Annotated in this window: 3 protein-coding genes and 1 rRNA gene; all 4 read left to right on the top strand. The window is 64.1% G+C overall.

The features are described from left to right. Positions 1–163: 163 nt before the first annotated feature. The 4 genes from rrf (at position 164) to recD (ending at position 9,608) form a co-directional block, all read left to right on the top strand. Positions 164–279, top strand: a 5S ribosomal RNA gene (gene rrf / locus N430_RS25060). Between the two features lie 124 nt (positions 280–403). Continuing rightward, entirely contained in the window at positions 404–3,868 is a 3,465-nt protein-coding gene (gene recC, locus N430_RS25055; protein ID WP_110639484.1) for an exodeoxyribonuclease V subunit gamma, read from the top strand. Continuing rightward, positions 3,865–7,536 (top strand): exodeoxyribonuclease V subunit beta, encoded by a 3,672-nt coding sequence (gene recB, locus N430_RS25050; protein WP_110639483.1) that lies wholly within the window; start codon positions 3,865–3,867, stop codon positions 7,534–7,536. Before recC ends, recB begins: the two co-directional genes overlap by 4 nt. Further along, positions 7,533–9,608, top strand: a complete 2,076-nt coding sequence (gene recD / locus N430_RS25045) for an exodeoxyribonuclease V subunit alpha (protein ID WP_110639482.1) — start codon at positions 7,533–7,535, stop codon at positions 9,606–9,608. Before recB ends, recD begins: the two co-directional genes overlap by 4 nt. Positions 9,609–9,630: the final 22 nt, after the last annotated feature.

Here is a 9,630-nt window from a genome sequence, read left to right as displayed (position 1 = left end):
TAACCAATACTAATTGCCCGTGAGGCTTGACCATATAACACCCAAGCAATTTGCTCATGCAGATTGCGGTGGTGAAGACGAAAGAACCGAAAGTTCGCAACTTCACAAATCACATATCCGGATTCGCCAAGAGTGTTCAACAGACATTCTGGCTACAGAATTTCTTGACGACCATAGAGCATTGGAACCACCTGATCCCATCCCGAACTCAGCAGTGAAACGATGCATCGCCGATGGTAGTGTGGGGTTTCCCCATGTGAGAGTAGGTCATCGTCAAGATTCATTTCGCAAAACCCCTATCTGCGCATGCAGGTAGGGGTTTTGTCTTTTCTGGCTTTTACTTGGGCCAGCATCGGCAGCCAGCCGTGATATCGTTCCCCATTCTTCTCCCAGGGACTTCTCCATGCCCAACACCACCTCACTGCAACCTGGTTTCATGATCGTCCACGGCAACCGCCTGGATGACCTGCGCAGCCTGGTTGTGAGTTGGATGCGCCGCTATCCATTGGCGCCGCTGGAAAACGAAATCGCCCTGGTACAGAGCAATGGCATTGCCCAATGGCTCAAGCTGGCTCTCGCCGAGGACCCACAGGACGATGACATGGGTGGTTGCGGTATTGCTGCTGCCATCGATGTGCAACTGCCCGGTAGCTTCATGTGGCAGTTGTACCGCAAGGTACTCGGGCGCGACGAGATCCCTGAGGTGTCGCTGCTAGACAAGGCACCGTTGACCTGGCGCCTGATGCGTCTGCTGCCTGCGTTGATCGAGCGCCCACATTTCGAACCGCTGCGTCGCTTCCTGACCGATGACAGTGACCTGCGCAAACGCTATCAGCTGGCCGAGCGCCTGGCCGACCTGTTCGACCAATACCAGGTCTACCGTGCCGACTGGCTCAAGGACTGGGCAGCCGGCGAGCACATCCTCAATACCGCCCGTGGTGAGCGCAAGCCCCTCGCCCCCGGCAACCGCTGGCAGGCCGAACTGTGGCGAGCGCTGCTCGAGGATGTCGGTGAGCAGGGCATGGCGCAGAGCCGGGCAGGGGTGCACCAGCGCTTCATCGAAAGCATCAACCGCCTGGCGACCGCACCTCAGGGGCTCCCTTCGCGGGTTATCGTATTCGGGATTTCGTCCTTGCCTGCCCAGGCATTGGAGGCACTTGCCGGTTTGTCTCGTTTCAGCCAGGTATTGCTCTGCGTTCACAACCCTTGCCGTCACCATTGGGCGGACATCGTTGCCGACAAGGACCTGCTACGCCACCAGTACAAGCGCCAGCAGCGCAAGCAAGGCATGCCCATGCAGCTGGATGACGAGTCGCTGCATCAGCATGCACACCCGCTGTTGGCTGCCTGGGGCAAGCAAGGCCGCGACTACATCAACCTGCTGGACAGCTACGACGACCCAGGCAGCTACCAGGGCGTATTCAGCGACGGCCGCATCGATCTGTTCAGCGAAGGCCAGCCCACCACGCTGCTGAACCAGTTGCAGGACGATATTCTTGAATTGCGCCCGCTCGCCGAGACCCGTGAGCTGTGGCCCAAGGTCGACCTGGCCAAGGACCGCTCGGTGCGCTTCCACGTGGCCCACAGCCCACAGCGCGAAGTGGAAATTCTCCACGACCAGCTACTGGCTCGCTTCAGCGCCGACCCTACGCTTCGCCCACGTGACGTCATCGTCATGCTCCCGGCAATCGACACTTACGCGCCGCATATCCGTGCGGTGTTCGGGCAGTTGCAGCGCAACGACCCGCGCTACATCCCCTTCACCCTGACCGACCAGGGCCAACGTGGCCGAGATCCCCTGCTGATTGCCCTGGAGCACTTGCTCAAGCTGCCGGATAGCCGCTTCGCCGTCAGCGAAGTGCTTGATCTGCTCGACGTCCCGGCGGTCCGAGCGCGTTTCGGCATCCGCGAAAGCGACCTGCCTACCCTGCACCGCTGGATCGAAGGCGCCGGCATTCGTTGGGGTCTGAACGCCGATCAACGTGCCTCCCTCGGATTGCCCCAGGGCCTGGAGCAGAACAGTTGGCGCTTCGGTCTGCGGCGCATGCTGCTGGGTTACGCCGTGGGCGTGGGAGAGGGCTGCGACGGCATTGAACCCTACGATGAAATCGGCGGCCTGGACGCCGCCTTGATCGGCCCCTTGGTCGCGCTGCTCGATGCCCTGGAGGTGGCCAACCAGGCCTTGTCACAGCCCGCCACGGCCAGCGAGTGGGGCGAACGCCTCAACGCTCTGTTACAGGTGTTCTTCCTCGCCGAGGAGGAGCACGACGAATACCTTTTGATGCAACTGCAGGAATTGCGCGATAGCTGGCTGGAAGTCTGTGAAACCGTGGGCCTGCAAGATCAGTTGCCACTCACGGTGATCCGTGAGGCCTGGCTGTCGGGCCTCGACGAAGGCAAGCTGTCCCAGCGTTTTCTCGCCGGCTCGGTGAATTTCTGCACCTTGATGCCGATGCGGGCCATTCCTTTCCGCGTTGTCTGCCTGCTGGGCATGAACGATGGCGACTACCCGCGTGCCCAGCCGCCGCTGGACTTCGACCTGATGGCCAGCGACTACCGCCCCGGCGATCGATCGCGCCGCGAGGATGACCGTTACCTGCTGCTCGAAGCGCTGCTGTCGGCACGTGACCAGCTCTACATCAGCTGGGTGGGTCGCAGCATTCGCGACAACAGTGAGCGACCAGCCTCGGTACTGATCGGCCAGCTGCGCGATCACCTGGCTGCCGGTTGGCACCTCAAGGGCGATGCTGACGGCGAGCAACTGCTGCACGCATTGACCCAGGAGCACCCGCTACAGCCTTTCAGCGCGCGCTACTTCCAGAAGGGCAGTGCGCTGTTCAGCTATGCCCATGAGTGGCAATTGCTACACCAGCAAACCACTGATGACGAGCAGCCCGATCTCGGCCTGCCACCTTACGTCAGCGATGAAGCGCTGACGCTGACCCAGTTGCAGGACTTCTTGCGCCACCCAGTCCGGCATTTCTTCAGCCAGCGCCTGAAAGTGTTCTTTGAAGCCCTGGAAGCGCCCACGCCAGACGAAGAGCCATTCGTCCTCGATGCCTTGCAGCGCTACAGCGCCAGCGAAAGCCTGCTGGGTGCAGCCCTGAGCGACCCGGACAACGCCGAACGCGCACTGCAGGCCCAGGCCCGCCGCCTGCAAGCCTGCGGCATGCTACCCCTGGCCGGTTTCGGGGAACTGCTGCAAGCCGAACTGATCCAGCCACTGCCCGATCTGCTGCAACGTCATCGCCAACTGCTGCAGCGCTGGCCAACAGTGGTCGACGGCGCGCTGCCGATACACTTCGAGCATGCAAACCACCGTCTTGAAGGCTGGCTGGGCCGGGTCTACCAGGCCGACGATCAAAGCCTGTTGAGCATCACCACGGTGCCCAACACCATCAGCGCCGGGCGCAACAACCTCAAGTGGCACCGCCTGATTGCCAGCTGGGTGATGCACCTGGCCGCCTGCGCCGCCGGTTATCCCTTGCATAGCGCACTGCTGGCCAGTGACATCACCCTGCTGCTCGGCCCGTTGCCACAGGCTCAGGCTGCCGAACAACTGGGTCACTTGCTGGTAGCGCGACAGGCCGCAATGAACGCACCGCTGCCTGTCGCCGCCAAGACCGCCTTCGCCTGGCTGGCCCAGGACGATCCGGACAAGGCCCTGGCTGCCGCTACCCGTGCCTACGAGGGCGATGGCCGTACCAGTTTCGGCGAGCGCAGCGAAAGTGTTGCCCTGGCCCGGCAGTTCCGCGATTTCGCCGCACTTAGCGCCGACGAAACCTTCGAGGGTTGGTGTGAAGCCTTGTATCGCCCCCTGTTCAGCGCCGCCTGGCAAGCCCAGGGCAATCCGGAGAGTGAAGCATGACCCAGGCCCGCCCCCTGGCACTGAGTTTTCCCCTGCATGGCAGCCAGCTGATCGAAGCCAGTGCCGGCACGGGCAAGACGTTCACCATTTCCGCGCTGTACCTGCGCCTGATCCTCGGCCACGGCGGTGAGCAAGGCTTTGGCCGCGAACTGCTGCCGCCGCAGATTCTGGTGGTGACCTTCACCGATGCCGCCACCAAGGAGCTGCGCGAGCGTATCCGCGCCCGCCTGGCTGAGGCTGCGCGCTTCTTCCGCGGTGAGTTGTCAGGTGGCGACCCGCTGCTGCACCAACTACGTGACGACTATGCCGAAGAACACTGGCCACGTTGCGCCAATCGCCTGGAAGTCGCTGTGCAGTGGATGGATGAAGCGGCGGTGTCGACCATCCATGGCTGGTGCCAGCGCATGCTCCGTGAGCACGCTTTCGACAGCGGCAGCCTGTTTACCCAGAGCCTGGAAACCGACCACAGCGACCTGCTCGGCCAGGTCATGCGCGATTACTGGCGGCGCTTCTGCTATGGCATGCATGGCGAAGCGCTGAACTGGGTGCGCAGCCATTGGGTCAGCCCCGATGCCCTGCTGCCGCGCATCCGCCCGCTGTTCGGCCGCGTGCGTGCACAGCAGGACGAAGCGGAACCGCAAGCGCTGATCGATACCGCGCTGCAACAGCGGGTCGAGCAGTTGCGTCAACTCAAAGCGCCTTGGGCGCAATGGGCGGACGAGCTGCAGCAGATCTGCCGCGACGCCGTAGCCGCGAAGCAGGCCGATGGCCGCAAACTACAGGCGCGCTACTTCGAGCCCTGGTTCGAGAAACTGCGTACCTGGGCCAGTGATGAACAAGAGGTGGAACTCGACCTGGGCACCGGTTTTACCCGGCTGTCCCCAGCCGGGATGGCCGAAGCCTGGAAAGCCGGTGATCCGCCCGACCATCCGGCCTTTCATGCCATGCAGAACCTGCAGCAACAGCTGCAGGCCCTGGTCAGCCCGGAAGCGCGTTTGCTCGAACACGCAGCGGCCTGGGTTGCGGCACGCTTCGAGGTGGAAAAGCGCCGGCGTGCCGAAATGGGCTTCGACGATATGCTGCTGCGTCTGCAACATGCGCTGGGTACGGAATCGGGTGAGCGCCTGGCGGCGCTGATCCGTGAGCAATTCCCAGTGGCTTTGATCGATGAGTTCCAGGACACCGACCCGGTCCAGTACGGCATCTTCGAAAGCATCTACCGCATCAGCGAGAACCACCCGGAAACCGGCCTGTTCATGATCGGCGACCCCAAGCAGGCGATCTACGCCTTCCGAGGTGCCGATATCTACACCTACCTGTCGGCCCGGCGCGCTACCGCCGGCCGCCTGCACAGCCTGGACACCAACTTCCGCTCCAGCCAGGCGATGGTCGCGGCGGTCAACCGGGTGTTCCTGCAGGCCGAAGCCCGTGAGCAGGGCAAGGGCGCCTTCCTGTTCCGCGAAGCCGACGACAACCCTCTGCCGTTCATCGAGGTCCGCGCCAAGGGCCGCAGCGAACGGCTGCTGATCGACGGTGAGGCGTGTGCGGCGCTGCAATGTTGGCAGCTTGAAAGCGAAGAACCGGTATCCAGCACACTCTACCGGCAGCAGCTGGCCGCCAGCTGCGCGAGCCATATCGTCGCTGTATTGAATGGTGGCCAGCGCGGGGTGACCGGCTTTAGCGATGAGCAGGGCGAGCTGCGCCCATGCCAGCCTTCGGACATCGCCATCCTGGTGCGTGATGGCCATGAAGCACAGCTGGTGCGCAGCGAGCTTGCCGCCCGCGATGTGCGCAGCGTGTACCTTTCCGACAAGGATTCGGTTTTTGCCGCCCAGGAAGCCCATGACTTGCTGGCGTGGCTCAAGGCCTGCGCCGAGCCGGATTCCGAGCGCCTGCTCAAGGCCGCACTGGCCAGCCTGACCTTGGAGCTGTCGCTGGCTGAACTTGATCAGTTGAACCAGGACGAGCGGGTATGGGAAGGCTGGGTCATGCGCTTCCGCCGCTACCGTGACATCTGGCAGCGCCAGGGTGTGCTGCCGATGCTGCGGCACCTGCTGCACGACTTCGAACTACCGCGCATGTTGATTGGCCGCACGGATGGCGAGCGGGTGCTGACCAACCTGCTGCACCTGGCCGAATTGCTGCAGCAGGCGGCCGGCGAGCTCGACGGCGAGCAAGCGCTGATCCGTCACCTGGCCGAGCACCTGGCCAACTCCGGCCAAGCGGGCGAAGAGCAGATCCTGCGCCTGGAAAGCGACGAGCAACTGGTCAAGGTGGTGACTATCCACAAGTCCAAGGGCCTGGAATACCCGCTGGTCTACCTGCCGTTCATCTGTACCAGCAAGCCGGTGGACGGTAGCCGCCTGCCACTGTCCTGGCACGACAGCCTGGGTAACGCACAGCTGACGCTGACGCCTGATGCAGCGCAGATCGCACTGGCCGACGAAGAGCGTCTGGCCGAAGACCTGCGCCTGCTCTATGTGGCCCTGACCCGTGCCCAGCACGCCTGCTGGCTGGGTGTCGCTGACCTCAAGCGCGGCAACCAGAAGAGCTCGCAGCTGCACCGCTCGGCGCTTGGCTACCTGCTCGGTGGCGGCCTGGCCCTGCCTGGCTCGGAGCACCTCAAGGTGTGGTTGCAGAGCTTGCAGGCAGGCTGCGAGCCTATTGCCTGCCCGGCACTGCCAGAGGCCGGTGATGAGCGCTACCGTACATCCCAGGCCGAGCACGAGCTGTTACCTGCACGCAAGCCACGCCGGGCTGCCGCTGAACATTGGTGGATTGCGTCCTACAGTGCTTTGCGCGTTGGCGAACAGACCCTCGGCGCCGACAGCTCTCAGGCCCAGCAACTGCTCGATGACGAAGTGGCCGATACCCAACTGATCCGTGAAGTACCCGCTGACGGCGGCGACATCCATCGCTTCCCACGCGGCCCCAACCCGGGCACCTTCCTCCATGGGCTGCTGGAGTGGGCCGGCCGTGAAGGTTTTGGCGAAGTCGCCAGCAACCCCAAGCTCATCGAGCGTACCGTTGGCCAGCGTTGCAACCGTCGCGACTGGGCCGGCTGGATCCCGACACTCAGCCAATGGCTGCAGCGCCTGCTCAATGAGCCCATGCCGGCCGGCGCTTCGCAGCTGACGCTCGCGCAATTGCAGCAATACCAGATCGAGATGGAGTTCTGGTTCGCCAGCCACAACGTCGACGCCGAGCAGCTCGACCGCCTGGTGGCCCGGCATACCCACCCCGGCACAGCTCGCCCGGCTGCGCAGCCGACCTTGCTCAATGGCATGTTCAAAGGTTTCATCGACCTGGCCTACGAGCTCGACGGGCGCTATTACGTGGCGGACTACAAGTCCAACTGGCTCGGCCCGGATATCCAGGCCTACGACACCCAGGCCATGGAAAAAGCCATCCTCGAACACCGCTACGACCTGCAGTACGTGCTCTACCTGCTGGCCCTGCATCGCCAACTGCGGGCACGGCTGCCGGATTACGATTATGACCGCCATGTCGGCGGTGCCCTGTTCATCTTCCTGCGTGGCGCCAGCAGCAGTGGCCACGGTGTGTACTTCGCCAAGCCGCCACGCGAGCTGATCGAGGCCCTTGACGCGCTGTTCCGTGGCGCGCACCAGCCCGAGCAGCAGGACCTGTTTGCCGGAGCCGCGCCATGAGCCGAACCCTCGACGATCTCTTGCCAACGCCGCTGCACGCTGAGCATCTGCTGGCCCTGGCCCCCCAGCACAACAGTGCGGACCTGCTGCAGTTGCTCGATCGCTGGGTAGAGCGGGGCTGGTTGCGTGCGCTCGACCGGGCGTTCGTCAGCTTTCTTGAAGAACGTGCCCCTGGCAGTGACCCGTTGCTCTTGCTGGCGGCAGCACTGGCCAGCCATCAGCTGGGCCACGGGCATGTCTGCCTCGACCTGCAACAGACCCTCGCCGAGCCGGACTTCGCCCTGTCGCTGCCACCAGAAGGCGATGCCCTGACCGGTCCGTTGCTGTTGCCCTCGCAACTGCTGGCCAACCTTGGCCTGCCCACCTGGCTGCAGCGCATTGCCGCAAGCCCGCTGGTGGCTGCCGGCAATACGCCGGGTCAGCACGCGCGCCCACTGGTGCTCAGCGGCCAGCGCTTGTACTTGCGCCGTTACTGGAGCTACGAGCGGCAGATCGACCAGACCTTGCGCCAACGCCTGAGCCAGGATGAAGCTGCCCCGGCCGACCTGCCTGCGCGTCTGGCGCAGCTGTTCGACGAAGGCGCCCTGGCTGGCCAGGTGGACTGGCAGAAACTCGCCTGCGCCCTGGCCACCCGCGCAGGCTTCAGCATCATCACGGGCGGCCCCGGCACCGGCAAGACCACCACGGTGGTGCGCTTGCTGGCGCTGCTGCAGGCGCCTGCGGTGGAGCATGGCAGGCCGCTGCGCATTCGCCTGGCCGCGCCGACCGGCAAGGCTGCCGCACGCCTGACCGAATCCATCGGCCAGCAGGTTGAACGGTTGCAGGTGAGTGTCGATGTGCGCGGGCAGATCCCCACCGACGTCAGCACCGTGCACCGCCTGCTCGGCAGTCGCCCAGGCTCGCGGCACTTCCGTCACCACGCCGGCAACCCGCTGCCGCTGGATGTGCTGGTGGTCGACGAAGCGTCGATGATCGACCTGGAGATGATGGCCAACCTGCTGCAGGCTATGCCGCCCAAGGCGCGGCTGATTCTGCTGGGGGACAAGGACCAGCTGGCCTCGGTCGAGGCGGGCGCTGTGCTCGGTGACCTGTGCAGGGATGCCGAAGAGGGCTGCTATTCGCCCGCGACCCAGGCCTGGCTGGAACAGATCGGTGGCCAATCGCTGGCCGCCAGTGGCCTGAAAGCCGGCGATGCGCAACGCAATCCGTTGGCCCAGCAGGTGGTGATGCTGCGTTTCTCGCGGCGCTTTGGTGAAGGCAGTGGCATCGGCCAGCTGGCGCGCCTGGTCAATCGCCAGGAGGCACAGGCGGCGCGCGACCTGCTGAGCCTGCCGCCAGCGGACGTATTCGGCCTGGCGCTGCGCGGCGAGCAGGATCGGGCCTTCGATCGCCTGATTCTCGATGGCCTCAATCGCGGTAATGAAGGGCCTCAGGGCTATCGCAGTTACCTGCGTGCCATTGGCCGTTATCGCCCGGCTCCGGGTACTGCATTCGACGACCCGCGCTGGGAGCAGTGGGCTGCCAGGGTGCTGCACAGTTTCGAAGACTTCCAGCTGCTGTGCGCCGTGCGCAAGGGCGCTTGGGGTGTCGAGGGCCTCAACGAACGAGTGGCGCGGGTGTTGCACAATGCCGGGCTGATCGACAGCCAGCAGCCTTGGTATGAAGGCCGCCCGGTGCTGGTGACGCGCAACGACTATGGCTTGGGCCTGATGAACGGTGACATCGGCATTGCCCTGCGTCTGCCGGACGAGCACGGTGAAGCGCTGCTGCGCGTGGCCTTCCCGCGCAACGACGGCAGTGGTGGGGTGCGTTTCGTCCTGCCCAGCCGCCTCAACGAGGTGGAAACCGTTTACGCCATGACCGTGCACAAGTCCCAGGGCTCCGAGTTCAGCCACACCGCGCTGGTGCTGCCGGATGCACTCAACCCGGTGCTGACCAAGGAACTGGTGTATACCGGCATCACCCGGGCCAAGCATTGCTTCAGCCTGATCGAGCCGCGCCAGGGCATTTTCGAAGAAGCGGTGCTGCGCAAGGTGCGGCGTATTTCTGGCCTGATGCTCGAACAGGTCTGACGTGGTTTTTGTAGGAGCGGCC

The organism is Pseudomonas sp. CC120222-01a (assembly GCF_003097235.1).
Lineage (GTDB): Bacteria > Pseudomonadota > Gammaproteobacteria > Pseudomonadales > Pseudomonadaceae > Aquipseudomonas.
The sequence above is the reverse complement of the archived record's forward strand: the minus strand, read 5'-3'. Positions and strand labels throughout refer to the sequence as shown.

Coding starts and splice junctions, on each gene's coding strand:
- recB (WP_110639483.1), top strand. CDS start 3,865: ATGACCCAGGCCCGCCCCCTGGCACTGAGTTTTCCCCTGCATGGCAGC.
- recC (WP_110639484.1), top strand. CDS start 404: ATGCCCAACACCACCTCACTGCAACCTGGTTTCATGATCGTCCACGGC.
- recD (WP_110639482.1), top strand. CDS start 7,533: ATGAGCCGAACCCTCGACGATCTCTTGCCAACGCCGCTGCACGCTGAG.